This window comes from Corynebacterium lemuris, assembly GCF_024919295.1.
Lineage (GTDB): Bacteria > Actinomycetota > Actinomycetes > Mycobacteriales > Mycobacteriaceae > Corynebacterium > Corynebacterium lemuris.
Genome location: NZ_JANWTC010000001.1, coordinates 87,057 through 103,281 on the forward strand (window position 1 = coordinate 87,057; position 16,225 = coordinate 103,281).

At 64.9% G+C, this 16,225-nt stretch carries 16 protein-coding genes; 13 read left to right on the plus strand and 3 right to left on the minus strand.

Annotation, left to right across the window (positions count from 1 at the left end; translation table 11 throughout):
- Positions 1-7 precede the first annotated feature (7 nt).
- Positions 8-337 carry an EthD family reductase gene (locus tag NYP18_RS00430; protein ID WP_259426144.1) on the plus strand — a complete coding sequence of 110 codons (330 nt, stop codon included), beginning with the start codon at positions 8-10 and terminating at the stop codon, positions 335-337.
- 124 nt (positions 338-461) lie between these two features.
- On the opposite strand, the gene NYP18_RS00435 is transcribed toward NYP18_RS00430, so the two are convergent.
- Both NYP18_RS00435 and NYP18_RS00440 read right to left on the minus strand, forming a co-directional pair.
- The gene (locus tag NYP18_RS00435; RefSeq protein WP_259426146.1) at positions 462-1,211 is read right to left on the minus strand and encodes an SDR family NAD(P)-dependent oxidoreductase; all 750 of its coding nucleotides are present in this window, start codon (positions 1,209-1,211) and stop codon (positions 462-464) included.
- Between the two features lie 10 nt (positions 1,212-1,221).
- A complete protein-coding gene (locus NYP18_RS00440) occupies positions 1,222-2,493 on the minus strand; it encodes an alkene reductase (RefSeq protein ID WP_259426147.1) in 1,272 nt (423 codons plus the stop codon).
- A gap of 164 nt (positions 2,494-2,657) precedes the next feature.
- Between NYP18_RS00440 and NYP18_RS00445 the strand changes: the two genes are divergently transcribed.
- From NYP18_RS00445 to NYP18_RS15590, 7 genes are all read left to right on the plus strand, one after another.
- Positions 2,658-3,260, plus strand: coding sequence for a TetR/AcrR family transcriptional regulator (locus tag NYP18_RS00445; protein WP_259426148.1), 603 nt, complete (start codon positions 2,658-2,660; stop codon positions 3,258-3,260).
- Between the two features lie 206 nt (positions 3,261-3,466).
- Positions 3,467-5,041 (plus strand): class I adenylate-forming enzyme family protein, encoded by a 1,575-nt coding sequence (locus tag NYP18_RS00450; protein WP_259426150.1) that lies wholly within the window; start codon positions 3,467-3,469, stop codon positions 5,039-5,041.
- Positions 5,042-5,073: 32 nt separating this feature from the next.
- Positions 5,074-6,870 carry an acetyl/propionyl/methylcrotonyl-CoA carboxylase subunit alpha gene (locus NYP18_RS00455; RefSeq protein ID WP_259426151.1) on the plus strand — a complete coding sequence of 599 codons (1,797 nt, stop codon included), beginning with the start codon at positions 5,074-5,076 and terminating at the stop codon, positions 6,868-6,870.
- Positions 6,867-7,763, plus strand: a complete 897-nt coding sequence (locus tag NYP18_RS00460) for an HpcH/HpaI aldolase/citrate lyase family protein (RefSeq protein WP_259426152.1) — start codon at positions 6,867-6,869, stop codon at positions 7,761-7,763. The genes NYP18_RS00455 and NYP18_RS00460 overlap by 4 nt, the downstream gene beginning before the upstream one ends.
- A gap of 1 nt (position 7,764) precedes the next feature.
- Positions 7,765-8,262 (plus strand): MaoC family dehydratase, encoded by a 498-nt coding sequence (locus NYP18_RS00465; protein WP_259426153.1) that lies wholly within the window; start codon positions 7,765-7,767, stop codon positions 8,260-8,262.
- 97 nt (positions 8,263-8,359) lie between these two features.
- Entirely contained in the window at positions 8,360-9,739 is a 1,380-nt protein-coding gene (locus NYP18_RS00470; RefSeq protein ID WP_259426154.1) for an MFS transporter, read from the plus strand.
- A 178-nt stretch (positions 9,740-9,917) separates the two neighbouring features.
- Positions 9,918-10,181 carry a FitA-like ribbon-helix-helix domain-containing protein gene (locus NYP18_RS15590; protein WP_439648042.1) on the plus strand — a complete coding sequence of 88 codons (264 nt, stop codon included), beginning with the start codon at positions 9,918-9,920 and terminating at the stop codon, positions 10,179-10,181.
- Positions 10,182-10,288: 107 nt separating this feature from the next.
- Here NYP18_RS15590 and NYP18_RS00475 read toward each other — a convergent pair whose 3' ends face one another.
- Positions 10,289-11,182: an isocitrate lyase/PEP mutase family protein gene (locus tag NYP18_RS00475; RefSeq protein ID WP_259426155.1), complete on the minus strand. Its 894-nt coding sequence runs from the start codon at positions 11,180-11,182 to the stop codon at positions 10,289-10,291.
- 102 nt (positions 11,183-11,284) lie between these two features.
- Between NYP18_RS00475 and NYP18_RS00480 the strand changes: the two genes are divergently transcribed.
- From NYP18_RS00480 to NYP18_RS00500, 5 genes are read left to right on the plus strand one after another with little or no spacing between them, the layout of a single operon-like run.
- Complete coding sequence (locus NYP18_RS00480; RefSeq protein ID WP_259426158.1) at positions 11,285-12,538, plus strand: cytochrome P450; 1,254 nt, start codon at positions 11,285-11,287, stop codon at positions 12,536-12,538.
- Positions 12,535-13,710 (plus strand): NAD(P)/FAD-dependent oxidoreductase, encoded by a 1,176-nt coding sequence (locus NYP18_RS00485; protein WP_259426159.1) that lies wholly within the window; start codon positions 12,535-12,537, stop codon positions 13,708-13,710. The genes NYP18_RS00480 and NYP18_RS00485 overlap by 4 nt, the downstream gene beginning before the upstream one ends.
- A 56-nt stretch (positions 13,711-13,766) precedes the next feature.
- Positions 13,767-13,961 (plus strand): ferredoxin, encoded by a 195-nt coding sequence (locus tag NYP18_RS00490; protein ID WP_259426160.1) that lies wholly within the window; start codon positions 13,767-13,769, stop codon positions 13,959-13,961.
- Positions 13,962-13,989: 28 nt separating this feature from the next.
- On the plus strand, positions 13,990-14,772 hold the full coding sequence (locus tag NYP18_RS00495) for an SDR family NAD(P)-dependent oxidoreductase (protein ID WP_259426161.1): 783 nt from the start codon (positions 13,990-13,992) through the stop codon (positions 14,770-14,772).
- 54 nt (positions 14,773-14,826) lie between these two features.
- The gene (locus NYP18_RS00500; RefSeq protein ID WP_259426163.1) at positions 14,827-16,206 is read left to right on the plus strand and encodes an FAD-dependent oxidoreductase; all 1,380 of its coding nucleotides are present in this window, start codon (positions 14,827-14,829) and stop codon (positions 16,204-16,206) included.
- The last annotated feature ends 19 nt before the right edge of the window (positions 16,207-16,225 follow it).

The following is a 16,225-nucleotide window of genomic DNA, read 5'->3' on the forward strand; positions in this document are numbered from 1 at the left end:
GAGGCGCATGGTCAAGATCGTCGCGATCGTGAAGAAGCAGCCCGAGCAGAGCCGGGAGGAATTCCTCCACCACTGGAACGTCGAGCACCCCGCCTACGTGCGGGAGTTGCCCGGCATCCGGCGGTACCGTCAGAACCCGGCCATCACCCACCGCAAGGAATGGCCCTATGACGGCATGGCGGAGCTGTGGTTCGACTCCGTCAAGGACGTCGCCGTGGCCTACGCCGGACCCGAGGCGGAGGCGTTGTTCAAGCACGAACGACTCTTCCTGGGCAGCATGGAATGGTTCATCGCGGACGAGGTCGAGATTGACCTCGCTGTGGAAGCGAGGGCTTGACGACACCCCGTAACTTCTGAAGAGCCCCTCCCGCGCGGGAGGGGCTCTTCTTCCTGCCCTGACCACAACAAAACAGGGGCGGCACCCGGAACCCGGATGCCGCCCCTGCCGTCGGGAACGGGGCTCAGCGGTCGAAGAGTGAGAAGACCCGGGTGGCGCCGCCGTCGATGAGCAGGTCCGCGCCGTTGACGTTCTTCGCGTCCTCGGAGAGCAGGAAGTTGATCATCGCCCCGATCTCCTCCGGCTGGACGATCTGCTCGGTGGGGACCTTGCGCTTGACCTGGTCGCGGACCTCCTGGATGACCATGTTGGTGTCCACCACGCCCGGGCAGATGGAGTTGACGGTCACGCCGGTGCCCCAGAAGTCGATGAGCAGTGAACGGGTGAGGTTCGACAGGCCCGCCTTGGAGGCTGCGTAGCTGGGGTAGGGGTAGCCGGTGGTGCCGGCGATGGAGGAGATGTTGATGATCCGCCCCCAGCCCTGCTCCACCAGCTGCGGCGCGAATGCCTTGATCATCCGGAAGGGGCCGTTGAGGTTGATCTCGATGGCCCGCTCGAAGGAACCCTCCTCGTGGTCGGCGAGGTATTTCCGGTCGAGGATGCCGGCCGCGTTGACCAGGACCTGGATATCGCCGACGGATTCCTGGACCTGGTTGAGCAGACGTGCGACGGATGCGTCGCTGGTGACGTCGAGTTCGAAGGCGTAGGCGGATCCGCCTGCTGCGGTGATCTGGTCGGCCGCGGCCTGCGCCGCCTCCAGGTTCAGGTCAGCGCACAGCACGGTGTGGCCGGCTGCGGCGAGACGGGCGTTGATTCCCCGGCACATGCCGCCGGCGGCGCCGGTGACCAGGACGTTGAGGGAGGTGGGGGTCATGGTGGGTTCCTTATGTTCGGGAGGCGGTTGTCTGGCTGGTGACCAGCTCGCGGAGCTGGTGGAGGGAGTGCAGCCCGCCGGAGCGGGCCAGTTCGACCGGGTTCCTGGCGGACAGTTCCGCGAGGAGATCCTCTGCGGAGAGCGTGCCTGCTTCGATGGCGGAGCGCAGTTCCGCCCACCGGGCCCCCTCCGTGAGGGAGGGGTAGGTGATGTAGCCTTCCGCGCCCCCGGCATAGAAGGTCCGCTTCTCCGGGGGATTGAGCGGGGCGCCCGTGCGCAGACGTTCCGGGAGGTCCGGGTTGGCGATGAAGGTGCGGCCGAAGCCGACCAGGTCCGCTACGCCGTCCTCGATCCGCTGCTGGGCGGAGGCGAGGTTGTGCTCGCCGGTGACGATCACCGGGCCATGGAAGAGGGCGGCGAGTTTCTCGGTGGGTACGGCGTCGGCGGCGACGTCGGCGGTGATGCTGCCTGCGATCTCCGGTTCCACCAGGTGCAGATAGGCCAGACCGTGACGGTTCAGGGAGGCCACGACGTGGCTGTGCAGGGCCGTTTTGTCCTCGTCGAACGCATCCATCCAGGTCGAGGAGGGCGACAGGCGCACCCCCACGAGGGAGGGGGGGACCCGGGTGCCGACGGCGTCGAGAAGCTCGTGGAGGAAACGCGCCCGGTTGGCCGGGGAGCCGCCGTATTCGTCCCAGCGCTGGTTGGAGCCGGAGTTGAGGAACTGGTCGATGAGGTAGCCGTTGGCGGCATGGATCTCCACGCCGTCGAAACCCGCATCCACCGCGCGGGCGGCGGCCTGCGCGTACTGCTCGATGACCTTCCGGATGCCCTCCCGGGAGAGCTGGCGGGGCGTCTCATAGGGGAGACGGTCCGGCTTGCGGTAGTACTGGTAGCCCTCGATACGCACGGGGGAGGGGGCGAAAGGCGGCAGTCCGTCGGGCTGGACGGAGGAATGGGACTGCCTGCCCACATGCCAGAGCTGGGCGAAGATCTTCCCGCCCTGCCCGTGGACGGCGCCGGTCACCCGACGCCAGGCCGCGATCTGCTCGTCGTTGTAGAGGCCCGGTACCCGGGGGTAGGCCACGCCCTGCGGTGAGACGACCACGCCTTCCGAGATGATGAGACCGGCGCCGGCACGTTGGGCGTAGTAGATCTCCATCAGCTCTGTGGGTACTCCGTCCGGGGTGGCCCGGCTGCGGGTCAGCGGTGCCATGACGGTGCGATTGCGCAGCTCAAGGGTGCCGAGTTGGAAGGTACTGAACAGGGAGGAGTTGGACATGTGCTCTCCTAACGTACGATTGTTAGTACACCTTAGCGTCACCGAACGGTGCGCTATTGTCAATAGCGTGAGAAGAAAGAATCCACATTTCCCCGGAACGGGGGAAACCGACCCGACGATCAAGTGAGGTACGTATGTCGCGCACGGGGAGAAACACCAAGGAAGTGGTCCGGGAGAGAGCTGCGGAATTCTTCTTCGAGAAGGGTTATGACGCCACCAATCTCCGCGAGGTCGCGGCAGCCTCAGGGCTGAAGATCGGAAGCCTCTACAACCACATCGCGAGCAAGGAGGACCTCCTGCTCCAGGTGATGGGCGGGGTCATCGACGACCTGGTCGCCGAGCAGCAGGTCTCCCTCCAGGTGGAGGGTGATGCCGTGGAGCGGCTGCGCTCGGTGGTGGAATGCCACATCCGCTTCCATGCGGGCCGGGCCAAGGAGGTCTACATCGGCAACACCAACCTCCGGGCGCTCTCGGAGGAGGCGCGCCGGGAGATCGTGGCCAAGCGCACCGACTACTCCAACGTCATCGAGGCTGCGATCGTGGCGGCCGGTGAATCGGGGCTCGCCTCTGTGCTGGATTCCCGTCTGCACACCTACAGCATCCTCGCCCTGGGAACCCATCTGGCGGGTTGGTACCAGCCGGAGGGGCGTCTGAGTCTCGATGAAATCGTGGAGACCTACACCAAGTTCGTGTTGCGCGAACTGAAGGTCGAGGATGCTGACGAGCGGGTGGACGCGGCGTCACGTTCCCGGAAAGTCGCATCATAACGCCAGACTTGAACGACGTTTAACAATACCGCCGTGGGCGGGGTGGGATGCTCACCCCGCCCTTTTCCATGACCAGTTTCACTGCCCCTCTTGCGTGAGACACGGACCACAGCCTAGACTCGCTTACGAACGATCGTTAGTTTTAAAAAGTGATCCTCGTATCCCCGCGGTCCACCCGCCGGGAACACAGCAGAGAAGGGGCAGCGATGCGGACCATCGGAGACTGGTTGCACCTCCATCAGCGCCAACGACCGGCGAAGGAGGCACTCGTGGGCGTCGACGGACGGCGCACCTACGGGGAATTAGCGGAACGATCCTGGGCCCTCGGGCGTGGACTGCGGAGCCTGGGTGCACAGCCCGGCAGCCACATCGGCGTCCTGGCGGCCAACACCGTCTACAACGCCGAGATGTTCTTCTCCATCGCCGCCACCGGCGGCGTCTACGTCGCCTACAACTGGCGCTGGACTGAACTGGAGCTGGCCGAGGGCATCGAGGAGACCGGCGCCGGGATCATCCTGGTCGAGGAGCAGTTCCTCGGACTCCTCGAGGGCGCACTCGAGATCTACGGCCGCACCCACGACGAGCTGCCCACCGTCATCGTCCAGGGCACCCAGACCGACAACCTGCGGCAGGGGAGTGGCCCCCTCACCGACCAGGCCACCCTGGACTCGCCGCTGTGCATCATCTACACCGGCGGCAGCACCGGAAAATCCAAGGGCGTCGTCCTCTCCCACCGCGCCGCCGTATCCAACGCCTTCAACGAACTGGTCGACTGCCAGCTGGGTTCCCGGCCCCACGAGCGCGGACTCATCGTCACCCCGCTGTTCCACTCCGCCGGGCTGCTGTGCTGGCTCGTCTCCCACTTCGTCGGCGGGGCCACCAGCGTCCTGGCCCCGAAATTCGACGCCGAATCGCTGGTCGACTGGGTGGGCCGGGAGAAGATCACCAACACCTTCATGATCCCGAACATGATGCGCAAGATGATGGACAACGGTGTGCTCGCCGATCCGGTCTTCCGGCAGAACCTGCGGGCCCTGCACACCGGTGCGGGCCTGCTGCGGATGCCCGACAAGGAACTCTTCGCCGATATGCTGCCGGGCACCGACCTCTACTACCGCTACGGCCTCACCGAGGCCGGCCCTATGGTCACCCGCCTGCGTCCGGAGGACATGTTCGACCCCGAGGTCGACGGCTCCATCGGCCAGGAGTACTTCATGGCCGAGGTGCAGTTGCAGGACCCGGACGGCCGCCCCACCCCGGTCGGCGAACTCGGTGAGATCTGCGTCCGCGGCCCGTCGCTGATGTCCGGCTACTACGGCCGCCCCGAGCAGACCGCCGAGGCACTGCAGAACGGCTGGCTGCGCACGGGCGATGTGGCCACGAAGAACGACCGCGGCTACTACTTCTTCCGTGACCGGCTCAAGGAGATGATCAAGACCGGCGGCGAGAACGTCTACGCCGCAGAGGTCGAGCAGGCCCTGCACATGCACCCGGCTGTCCTCGAGGCGGCGGTGGTCGGGGTGCCGGACCTCAAATGGGACGAGGAGGTCCGCGCGGCCATCGTCCTGCGCAGCGAGATCGCCGCCACCCAGGAGGAACTCTCCACCTTCCTGCGCACCCAGCTGGCCGGCTACAAGATCCCCAAGCAGATGGTCTTCCTCCAGCCGGAGGAACTGCCCCGCTCCGCCGCGGGCAAACTGCGCAAGGCCACGCTCAAGCAGAACCTCGGCTGGGCCAGCCCCGATCCGGCGGCCCGGACCACCAAGACAGAGACCTTCTGATCCCCACCTATCCCTCATTAGGAGACACAGAGATGTTCAACAAGATCCTGATCGCCAACCGCGGCGAGATCGCGGTGCGGATCATGACGACCTGCGCCGACCTTGGCATCAAGACCGTGGCCGTGTACTCGGCGGCGGACAGCGAGTCCCTGCACGTCCGGCGCGCCGACGAGGGCGTCAACCTCGGTGACGGCCCCTCGAGCGAGAACTACCTCAACATCCCCGCCATCATCGACGCCGCCGTCAAGACCGGTGCGGAGGCCATCCACCCCGGCTACGGCTTCCTCGCGGAGAACGCCGGTTTCGCCCGCGCCGTCGCCGAGGCCGGCCTGGTGTTCATCGGCCCCTCCGGTGACGCCATCTCCGCCATGGGCGAGAAGGTGACCGCCCGTGAGCTGGCCATCGCCGCCGAGGTGCCGCTGGCACCGGGTTCCGACGGCGCCATCGACGGTGTCGAGCAGGTCCTGAGCTTCGGCGCGGAGCACGGCTACCCGGTGCTGGTGAAGGCCTCCCACGGCGGCGGCGGGCGAGGCATGCGCCGCATCAACTCCGCAGAGGAGGCTGCCGAGGCCGTGGCCGCTGCCGAGCGCGAGGCGGCAGCCGCCTTCGGAAACAGTGAGATCTACCTGGAGCGCTACCTCACCAACGCACGCCACGTGGAGGTCCAGGTCTTCGCGGACACCCACGGCAACGCCGTCTACTTCGGCGACCGCGACTGCTCCGTCCAGCGCCGCCACCAGAAGCTCATCGAGGAGGCGCCGGCCCCCGGCCTGAGCGAGAAGATGCGTCAGGACATGGGTGAGGCGGCCGTCCGCCTGGCCCGCCGGGTCGGCTATGTCGGTGCCGGCACCGTCGAGTTCCTCGTCGAGGGCGAGAAGTTCTTCTTCCTGGAAATGAACACCCGCATCCAGGTCGAGCACCCCGTCACCGAGCTGGTGCAGGGCCTGGACCTGATCGCCGAGCAGATCCGCGTGGCCGCCGGCCAACCGCTCTCCGTCACCGAATCGGGCCTGCCCCCGCGCGGTGCCGCCATCGAGGCCCGCATCAACGCCGAGGACATCAACGGCGGCCGCTTCGTGCCCACCCCGGGCAGGATCACCACCCTCAAGGTGCCCACCCAGCCGGGCCTGCGCTTCGACACCGGCTTTGAGGCCGGCGATGAGGTCCTGCCCTACTACGACAGCCTCATCGGCAAACTCATCGCCTGGGGCCCGGACCGCGAGGCCGCCATCAACCGCCTCAGCCGGGCGCTCGACGAACTGGACATCCAGGGTGTGAAGACCACCGCCCCGGCCGCCAAGCTCGTCCTCGAGCACGAGGACTTCCGCTCCACCCGCTTCAACACCCTGTGGCTCGAATCCACCGTGGAATTCCCCGACGTCGCCGTCGAGGCCGAGGACGAGGAGGACGAGGGGGAGGAGCTGCTCGCCCGCAACGAGGTCGAGGTCGGCGGCCGTTTCTACGCCATCCCTTACTTCACCGAGGCCGTCCCCGGCGCGCCCGTGGCCGCCGGTGCGGCACCGGCCGAGGCACCGGTCAACGGTGGCGCGGGCCGACCGCGCACGGGCGGGGGGCGTCGAAAATCGAAGAAGGCCTTCGACGGCACCGTCAAGGCCCCCATGCAGGGCACGATCGTGCAGATCAAGGTGAGCGCCGGCCAGCAGGTCAGCGCCGGTGACCTCCTCTTCGTCCAGGAGGCCATGAAGATGGAGAACCCCATCACCGCCCCCGCCGACGGCACGGTCGGCGAGATCCTGGTCAGCCTCGGCGAATCCCTCGCCGCCGGCGCTGCCCTGACCACCCTGGAACTGGAGAAGGTGAACGCATGAAACCCGTGAGATCCCTGCTGTTCGTCCCCGGACACAAGAAGGACTGGATCCGCAAGGCACTGGCCTCCGAGGCCGACGCCATCATCATCGATCTGGAGGACGCCGTCCCCCAGGAGGACAAGGCGCTGGCCCGCAGCAACGCCCGCGAGATCCTCGCCGAGACCGCCGGCACCGGCGCCACCGTCCTCATCCGGCCCAACGCACTCGACACCGACCACTTCGGTGCCGACGTCGCCGCGGTGGTCCGCGACGGACTGACCGCCCTGCTGCTGCCCAAGCTGTTCAGCCGCGATGACGTGGTGCGTTTCGACGCCCTCGTCACCGCCGCCGAGATCGCCAACGGCGTCCCCCGCGGGCAGGTCGAGCTCATGCCCTCCCTGGAGACGGCGGCCTCGATCAACAAGGTCGACGAGATCCTCGCCGGCCCCCGCGTCGGCGGCATCATGGCCGCCGCCGCGAAGGACGCCGACGTCTCCCGCGAGGTCGGTTTCACGTGGACCGCCGAAGGTCTGGAGACGCTCCACCTGCGCAGCAAGGTCGTCCTCGCCGCCCGTTCGGCCGGTATCCGCTGCATCGTCCTGGGTCTGTGGCAGGAGGTCCGCAACCTCGACGGCCTGCGCACCTTCGCCCAGGACAACAACCGGCTCGGCTACACCGGGCAGGTGCTCATCCACCCCTCCCATGCCCCCGTGGCCAACGAGGAGTACGGGCTCTCGGAACGGCAGATCGCCTACTACCGCGGCCTGATCGCCGCCTTCGAGAAGGCCACCGAAGAAGGTCACGGCGCCGTCTCCTACGAGGGTGACCACATCGACCTGGCCCACGCCAACCACGCCCGCGAGGCACTCGCCGTCGCCGGCATCTCCACCGAACTCATCACTGAAGGAGCCTGACATGCCCGGAATGTACTACGAGGATTTCACCGTCGGCGAGGTCCTGCGCCACGAGGTCACCCGCACCGTGACCGAAACCGACAACCTGCTCATCACCACCCTGACTATGAACGTCCAGCCCCTGCATCTCGACGCCGAATTCGCCGCCGAGAGCATGTACGGCCGCCAGATCGTCAACAGCATCTTCACCCTCGGCGTGGTCACCGGCATCCCGGTCCAGCAGACCACCCTCGGCACCACCCTGGGCAACCTCGGCTTCCGCGAGATCGAATTCCCCAAGCCGGTCTTCTTCGGCGACACCCTCCGCGTGGAGACCGAGGCCCTGGACAAGCGCGTCTCCAAGTCCCGCCCCGAGACCGGCATCGTCGGTATCGAACACCGCGGCTACAACCAGAACGATGAACTCGTCTGCGTGGTCCGCCGCACTGCCCTGATGAAGCGCCGCCCCGGCGCCGTCGAGGAAACCCAGCTCGAGACCACCGCAGCCTCTGCCCAGTAGGGCCTCTGTTCCACCCGCCCCGCCAGTGACGGGCCCCGCGCCCAGAAAGCTACACAACATCTCCTGAAGTTCTCCTCGACACAAGGAACGAGGCCCCATGTCCGTAACAACTGAGCCCGTGACCCCGAACACCCCCACCACCCCGGTCTTCACCGAGGAAACCCCAGGCTTCGACAAGAAGCATTCCCGCAGAGCCGTCGCCGGCGGCACCTTCGGCACCGCCCTCGAATGGTTCGACTTCGCGGTCTACGGCACGCTCTCGGCGACACTCTTCCCCACGCTGTTCTTCCCGGCCTACGACGCCAACACCGCACTGCTCGCCTCCTTCGCCACCTTCGGTGCCGGCATGGTCGCCCGCCCCCTCGGCGGTGTCATCTTCGGTGCGCTGGGTGACAAGATCGGGCGCCGCAACGTCCTCATGTTCACCCTGGTCCTCATGGGCCTGGCCTCCGTGGCAATCGGACTGCTGCCCACTTATGCGATGATCGGTGTCGTCGCCCCCACGCTGCTGGTCATCCTGCGTTTCCTGCAGGGCTTCGCCCTCGGTGGGGAAGCCACCGGCGTGCAGGTCCTCGTGGTCGAACACGCACCCAAGGACCACCGCGGACTCTACGGGGGCATCCTGGCCACCGGCTCCCCGCTGGCACAGACCTTCGCCTCCTTGACCCTGACCGGTCTCGCGGCCTTCCTCAGCGAGGATGCCTTCGCCTCCTGGGGCTGGCGCATTCCCTTCATCATGGGCGTGCTGCTGCTGGTCGTCGGCGTGATCATCCGGACCAAGCTCGAGGAGACCCCGGCCTTCCTGGAGAGCCAGAAGCAGGCCGCCGAGGCCGCCGCCAAGGGCGAGACCGTCCAGCAGGAACGGGCCCTCATGGTGATCATGAAGAAGCCCGGCACCGTGATCAAGCTGGTGCTGTCCTGGGCCGCCTCCGCCGGACTCTTCTGGATCTGCGTCACCTACGCGGTGAACTACCTGACCAACGTCCTCGGCTACGAGAACGACATCACCTTCGGCCTGCTCCTCATCGCCAACCTGATCTCCATCCCGGCCGCCATTCTCGGCGGACGACTCAGCGACCGGATCGGCCGCAAGAACGTCTTCCTCATCGGCCTGACCCTCCAGGGCATCGCCGCTGCCTCCATGTTCCCCATCATGAACACCATGAACTACCCGGCCAGCGTCGCGATCATCACCGTCGCCCTCTGCGGCATCCAGATCACCGCCGGCGTCCAGGCAGCCTTCTTCTCGGAGTCCCTGCCCACCGCCATGCGATACACCGGATCCGCCCTCGGCATGACCATGGCCGGCCTGCTCTTCGGCGCCCCGATCCCCTTCGTCGCCGCCTGGATCTTCCAGAACACCTCGAACGGCACCCTGGCACTCACCGCCATCGCCCTCGGACTGGTGATCACCTCCTTCCTGGCAACCTTGACCCTGCCCGAGCGTTACAAGAAGTCCCTGGAGGACGCCCACTGATAGACACCGAAATGAGCTGATCTCTCTGGCCCCGGCCCCACACCTGATGAGGTGTGGGGTTGTAGGGCGTTGGTGAGTGGGGAACGGCGTTGAACTGCAGCGATGTCTTGGACCCGGTGGTTCTGGCAACATGGGAGACAACAGGAGAAACCTTCAGCGGAGGGTCATGATGGCGGACATGACAATCAGGAATCTGGACAGGGAGCTGTGGCGGCGACTGCTCCTCCGGGCAGTGGCACATGACAGGACCGCGGAAGAGGAGACGCGGGCGATCCTGACTGACGCGCTCACGAATTCACCTGACGCGGGGTATACGACTTCCGGTACCTGGACGGCAGAGCTTCGACGCCTGGCCGGGGATTGGGGCGGCGTAGAACTGAGGATCCCGGAACGGGAGGTGGGGGACGGGGTGCACCGGATACTGGCCCTCGGGGAAGGATAGATTCGCAGCGAAACAAGGTGAGTCGGGGGAAGGGGCGGTCGAGGGTTTTGGTTCCTTATGCTCGCAGGAGTGGGGCTGCCTGAGCCCGGAGGGAAGGCCTTGCTGACTCAGGCTGAAGGCAGAGCCTGGAGTCTGTCTTCGTAGGCTGACAAGCCGAGAATCTTCATCATGTCCAGGTTGGCTTCCAGAACCGGGGGATTGGCGTCCTTGTAGGCGTCTGAAGAACTCGTCTCCCGGAGGGAATCAAAATAGGAGATCGTGGCGTTCGCTGCGGCCTGCAGTGAGATCAGGGGCACCACGACCACTGAGACCCCGAGATCGAAGAGATCCTGGGCGGTGAAGCCAGGTGGGGGGTCGAGGGTGACCAGGGGGTGTCCGATCGCCTCGATGAGAGAGCTGTAGACCTCCATCCGCTCGGACGGGGAGCGGTCAGAGAACGTGATTCCGTCGAGTTTGCTCACCATGGGAAGCACCAGGTCCGCGCCTTCCTCTGCGAATCGGCGGCACCGTGTGACCACCTCGTCGAAGCCCAGCTCATCTGCATCTGTTCTGGCGATGATCAGCATGTCTTCTTCCCCGCGGGTCTCCACCGCGAGTTTCACTCGAGCAACGGCGGTCTCCTGATCGACCACCGATCTTCCGCCCAGGAAAGGGCAGCGTTTGGGGTCAGCCTGGTCCTCAATCTGGATCGCGGCAGCGCCTGCCCGCGCGAATTCCCGCACTGTCCGGTGGAGGCTGTTTGGTCCGCCGAATCCGGTGTCGACGTCCACGATGACGTTGAGGTCTGGGGCGGCTGCTGTGAGACGGGCCGTATGGTCCGCCAGCTCCCGCATGGTGGCGATGCCCATGTCCGGAGCGCCGAGCTGAGTGGCTTCGAAGGCGAAGCCAGAGGCATAGACGGTGGTAAAACCTGCGCGCTGCGCGAGAACCGCGGTCAGGGCGTCGTGGGCGCCGGGAGCAATGACACCGCCGGCGTGCAGGTGAGTTCGAAGAGAGTTCATTGATTTCTCCAGCCGTTCAGGAAATTTGGTTAAAAAGGTTGCGTCTCCGTCGTTCATATGATGAACTGTTGCACAGTGTACACATTTGAAGGAAGGAATCACATGAGTGTTCAGGAAAAATCGACGGTTTCCACCGTTGAGGTGCCCTACCCGATGCAGTCCCGCCAGGACCTGATCGTGGCTGCGGAGTTGGAGCATGACCTCGGTAGCCTGCGGAAGGATTACGGTCCGGTGGTTCCCGCCCTCATGCCCTTCGGTGAAGGGAACGCCTGGATCGCAATCGGATACAACGAAGTCCGCCAGGTGATGAGCGATGAGCGCTTCGTCGTCTGGAAGCACCGCGGCAACAACTACCCTCGACTCCGTTTCAACGAGGGCAACCGTCCGCCGTTCCGGATGGCCTTCGACAAAATGGACGGCCCGGAGCAGATCGCCCGGCGCCGTGTACTGGCCAAGCACCTCTCCGCCCGCCGGGTCATGGGGATGCGGGAGGAAACCCGCAACAAGGTCGAGAACTTCCTCGACGGTTTCATTGCCCAGGGGCAGGGCACTGACCTGATGAGCAATTTCGTGGAGCATGTTCCCCTCGCCGTCATTTCTGATCTGCTCGGTGTTCCTGCTGAAGAGACCGATATCTTCCTCGAGGCCGCCCTCGACCACATGAATGGCCGCATCACCACTGAGGATCAGGCCAACGCGCACATCACCAAGGTGAATGCCTACTTCGACCACCTCGTTGCGCGACGCCACAAGGAGCCCGGCGATGACCTGATCAGTGCCCTGCTCTCCGATGTCGGTGGCATCTGGGACGACGAGGAACTCGGTGGAGTGGGATTCGTCCTTCTCACCGCAGGACATGACTCGACTGCCTCGATCATCGGCGGGATCCTCTTCTGGCTCGCGCATGACCCCGAGCGTTTTCAGTACCTGAAGGACAACCGCGAGATCCTGCCGCGTGCCATCGAGGAGTTTCTCCGGGTTGTGCCCGCCGGCACCGGAACCCGCGTCCGTATTGCCACAGAGGACGTCGAGATCGGTGGCGTCCTGGTGAAGAAGGACGACGGCATCCACCCCGTCGTGCACCCCGCGAACTTCGACGAGACGATCTTCGAGAATCCGGATGAGCTCAATTTCGAACGCGAAGGTGAGACCCACCTGCGCTTCGGTTTCGGCTCCCACGCGTGCCCGGGTAATCAGCTGGCACGTATGGAGATCCGCGAGGTTCTTGACGCGGTGCTCGATCGCTTCGCCACCCTTAGTGCCGCGGTCCCGTCCGACAACTGGCGCGGCGACATGCTCATGCGTGGCCCGAAGAAGCTGCCGGTCACCTGGACCCTGGAGGAGGACAACTCATGAAAGCTGTGATTATCGGAGCAGGAGCTGCCGGCCTGGCGGCGGCCGAAGCCCTGGCTGAGCGAGGCTGGGAAGGTGAGATCACCCTGGTGGGTGCAGAAAAGCAGCTGCCTTATGACCGCCCCCCACTCTCGAAAGCCCTGCTGACTGGAACTGAGGAGTTCAACTTCGTGCGCCTGTGCACGGAAGAGGACCTTAGCCGGAACGACATCAACTTCATCCCCGGTGCAACAGCAACCCGTCTGGATCCCTTCGCCCGCACCGTCGCACTGTCCACCGGAGAAATCCTGGACTACGACAAGCTCATCATCGCCACCGGCGTGGACGCCCGCCAGCTCCCCGCCACGGAGCACATCGAATCTGCCGTCACGCTGCGCACCTTCGAGGACTCCATGAAGTTCCGGGCCGAGATGATCGAGGGGCGACGCATCCTCATCGTCGGGGCAGGTTTCATCGGCCTGGAAGTTGCAGCCACCGCCATTCTTAAGGGCTGCACCGTTGACGTGGTGGAACCGGCACCGGGCGTGCTGTACGGCAAGTTCCCGGAGGTTCTTGCGGGCCGCATCGAGAGCTCGCACGTGGAGAAGGGCGTGAGATTCCACTTCGGCAAGGTCGTCGAGACCTGGAATGCCCCGGATGGTCAGCTCGCATCAGTGGTGCTGTCCGACGGCACCGAACTTAACGCGGATGCGGCCCTCATCGGTATCGGCACCATTCCGGCCACCGGTTGGCTGGAGGATTCTGGTCTGGAGATCAACAACGGCATCATCTGCGACTCCCGCGGACTGGCTGCCCCGGACATCTACGCCATCGGTGATGTGTCCAACTGGTTCCATCCTCTTGCCGGAGAAAACCGTCGCATCGAGCATCGTCTCAGCGCCGGTGAGCAGGCACAGATCGTCGCCGCCGAACTCACCGGTTCCGAGCCGGGCCACCTGGATCTCCCCTTTTTCTGGACGGACCAGTACAAGGAGAAATGGCAGGCCTACGGCTACGTCGACTGGGAGGCCGATCTGGAGATCGTCCTCGATGAACCCGATAACAACCGGCTCGTCGCAGTGCTCCGGCGGGACGGACGCCTCGAAGCGGTGATCGGCAAGAACGCAGTCAAGCAGATGATGCCGTACCGCAGGGAACTCAAGCAGGCTGCTATCGCGCAGCTGGCCGAACTCTGAAAACACATCAAACTCATCCGAATCCCTCGCACTCACTCAAACTAAGGAGAAGAACAATGAAGGTCATCATCGACACCGATAAGTGCATTGCCGCCGGAGCCTGCGTCATGGAGGCAATGGAGGTTTTCGATCAGCGGGATGAGGATGGCGTCGTCATCCTGCTGCAGGAAACCCCGAGCGAGGACCAGCACGCTAACGTCCGCCGGGCCGTCCATGCCTGCCCCGCCAAGGCAATCGTCCTGCAGGACTAACCACCACTATCGTCCCCGGAGGACAATCATGACAGTTACGACCATCCCCACCGGCCGACTGGCTGCTGTGACCGGTGGTGCCAGCGGCATCGGTCTGGCCACCGTGCACAGGCTCCGCGAAGACGGACACAAGGTGTTGATCATCGACCGGTCCGAGCAGGTAGTGGAGTTGGCGGAGGAACTTTCCACGGAGGAACTTCCCGTCTACGCGAAGGTTGCGGATCTGAGCAGCCCCGAGGAGATCAAGCGGCTTACGGCGGAGATCACGGAGGAGTTCGGGGGCGTGGACATCCTGGTGAACAACGCAGGAATCCACCCGAAGCAGCCGGATGGCTCGCACTTCGCAATCAAGGACATATCCCTGGAGCAGTGGAACCTGGTGATGGACGTGAACCTCACCGCCACTTTCCTGATGTCCCAGTGGGCGATGAAGGGCATGGCTGAGCGGGGCTGGGGTCGTATCGTCAATGTCGCCTCCCGCGCCGGTCGCATGTACATGCCGATCAGCGGCGCGCATTATGCGGCATCGAAGGCAGCCGTCATCGGTTTCACCCGCACGCTCGCCGGGGACTGTGGCCCTCACGGGATCACCGCCAACACCGTCGCTCCGGGACGGATCAAGACCCCGCTGTCCGATGTCAGCGGCCTGGGCTCCAGCCAGAACCTGCATGAGGAGTTCGCCCAGTCGGTGCCCCTGCGCCGTGTGGGAACCTCCGATGAACTGGCTGCTGCGGTGTCCTTCCTCGCTTCCGAGGATTCGAGTTTCGTCACCGGGGCTGTCATCGACGTCAACGGCGGAATCTTCGGTTAGTCCCGGCCCCCAGCGGAACAGGACCCACGAACGGATCAGAGAAAGGAAGTGACCATGGTCAACCAGGATATTGATGTCATCGTCATCGGGGCGGGAATCGCCGGCCTGTCCACGGCCGCCCGCGCAGCTGAGCAGGGTATGCGGGTGCTGCTTGTGGAGAAAATGTCAGCCATCGGTGGCTCATCCGCAATGAGCGGCGGTTGGTTCGCGTTCACCGGTACAGAAGAGCAGAAGGCAGCCGGTGTTGAGGACAGCATCGAGTTGTTCCGTTCGGACCTGCGCAAGGTCGGGGCATACCGCAACAACCCCGCTCTCGTTGAGGCCTATATGGAGAACCAGTTTGAGACTTACGAATGGCTCCGGGCCAAGGGCGTGAGCTTCGGGGAGGTCGAGATCAGCTCCGGCCAGTCGGCGCCACGTGGACACAGCACCCGAATCCGGGAGGTGCTGCAGCTTCTTCACGACGATTTCAGCGCCCACGGCGGTGAAACACTTTTCGACGCCCCCGTCACCGCCCTTCACCGCGACGCGGAGGGCCGCGTCACGGGAATCACCATCAGCGACGGCAGACAGTTCACTGCGGTGCTCGGTGTAGTCATAGCATCCGGCGGATTCTCCCGTTCCAGGGAACTGCTGTCGGTTTTCGCTCCGGAGCAGTTGGCCGCCATTCCCTACGGGGGCCCGGGAAACACCGGCGATGGACTGCGCATGGCCTGGAAGCTGGGCGCAGGCATGGCCGACATGTCCGCGATCTCCGGGACCTACGGTTCCCACCCGGAGACCACTGATGAACAGCAGGAGTTGCTCACGTCCTATTACATGGGCGGCATCATCGTGAACGTGGACGGCAGGCGCTTCGTGGATGAGTCCCTGGACTACAAGACTCTGGGCTCTGCGGTGCTTACCCAGCCTGAGGCCCTGGCTTTCCAGATCTTCGATGCCCCTGTCCGTGCTCTCTCGCACCGGGGAATTGCTCTGAAGGACATGGATACACTGGAAGACTTCGGCCATCTCCCCAGCGCACCAACCCTGGAAGAACTCGCTGACACCGTCGGTATTCCCGCCGGGCAGCTGGTGGATACCATCGAAAAATACAATGACGCTGTCCGAGGAGCGGGCGCAGACGAGGTGGGACGCACCAATCTCTGCAACGGAGTCGGCGATCTACGCCCCATCGAGACCGGACCTTTCTACGCCTACCCGGCCAAGACCCTGATGACCACCACCTACGGCGGGATCACCTTCACACCCGAAGGCCGGGTCACCGATGTCGACGGCGACATCATCGACGGACTTTTCGCTGTCGGGGAGGTCACCGGAGGCTTCCACGGTGCCGCCTACATGACCGGCAGCTCCCTGGGTAAGGGTGCGGTGTTCGGCCGGATCGTAGCCGAAACGCTGGTCCGCAGCTACGTGGGGGCTGTCAATGGATAACCGTATTCTGGCTCACCTC